Here is a 357-nt window from a genome sequence, read left to right as displayed (position 1 = left end):
CGAAAATCCTGCAGACCCGCCGGCACCGGCGGATGCGGCTGGAAGATGTCGGGCGGATTTGCCATTCGATCGCCAAGCTACGGCCCTTCATCATCGCCGAAGGCTGGTCGCCAGGTGCGCTCACCGACAAGGCCGGCCTGCGCGGCCAGATAGAGCGATCCTGCGAACAACTGGCGCTGTTTTGACCATGCTGACAGCGGAGCTCGACCTCGCCCGCTACACAGTTTGGCTTGAAAGCCAGACCGATTTCGCCGGCTGGCGCGACGCGGCTCGACGGCTGGCGCTGAATGAGGTCAGACCCGAGGATATCGGCTGGCGTGTCGCAGCCGGTTCAGACCGGCCGCAAAGCGATTTGCC

At 64.4% G+C, this 357-nt stretch carries 2 pseudogenes; both read left to right on the top strand.

Annotation, left to right across the window (positions count from 1 at the left end):
- Positions 1–185 (top strand): annotated as a pseudogene (locus EN786_RS36480) (radical SAM protein); the annotation flags it as partial.
- A 2-nt stretch (positions 186–187) separates the two neighbouring features.
- Positions 188–357, top strand: a pseudogene (locus EN786_RS39200) (uracil-DNA glycosylase); the annotation flags it as partial.

The sequence above is a fragment of the Mesorhizobium sp. M4B.F.Ca.ET.143.01.1.1 genome (genome assembly GCF_004792275.1).
Classification (GTDB): domain Bacteria; phylum Pseudomonadota; class Alphaproteobacteria; order Rhizobiales; family Rhizobiaceae; genus Mesorhizobium; species Mesorhizobium abyssinicae.
This window is presented reverse-complemented; position numbering and strand designations above follow the sequence as displayed.